This window comes from Streptomyces aureus, assembly GCF_000725495.1.
GTDB lineage: Bacteria > Actinomycetota > Actinomycetes > Streptomycetales > Streptomycetaceae > Streptomyces > Streptomyces aureus_B.
The window spans coordinates 1-288 of sequence record NZ_JNZD01000102.1 but is presented as its reverse complement, the minus strand read 5'-3'; the positions used below and the strand labels follow the sequence as shown (position 1 = coordinate 288).

At 66.3% G+C, this 288-nt stretch carries 1 pseudogene; it reads left to right on the top strand.

The features are described from left to right. Positions 1 to 284, top strand: a pseudogene (locus tag IO36_RS36150) (hypothetical protein); the annotation flags it as partial. Between the last annotated feature and the right edge of the window lie 4 nt (positions 285 to 288).

Below are 288 nucleotides of genomic sequence, written 5' to 3'. Positions count from 1 at the left end.
CCGACCCGGTCCGCAAGGGACAGCCGTTCAGGTTCGCCGGCACCGCCCAGTACAAGAAGGGCACCACCTGGAAGCCACTCCAGGAAGGCCCCACCCTCTACTTCAAACCCCGCGGCTCCACCACCTACCACTACGTCTGCGAACTCGGCAGCGACCACAACGGCCACCTCACGGGCTGGGTCACCGCCAAACAGGACGGCACCTGGGCCGTCGCCTACAGCCGCCAGACCGGAGACCACTACCTCGCCAGCACCAAGGTCACCGACTACGTCGACGTCCGCTGATACG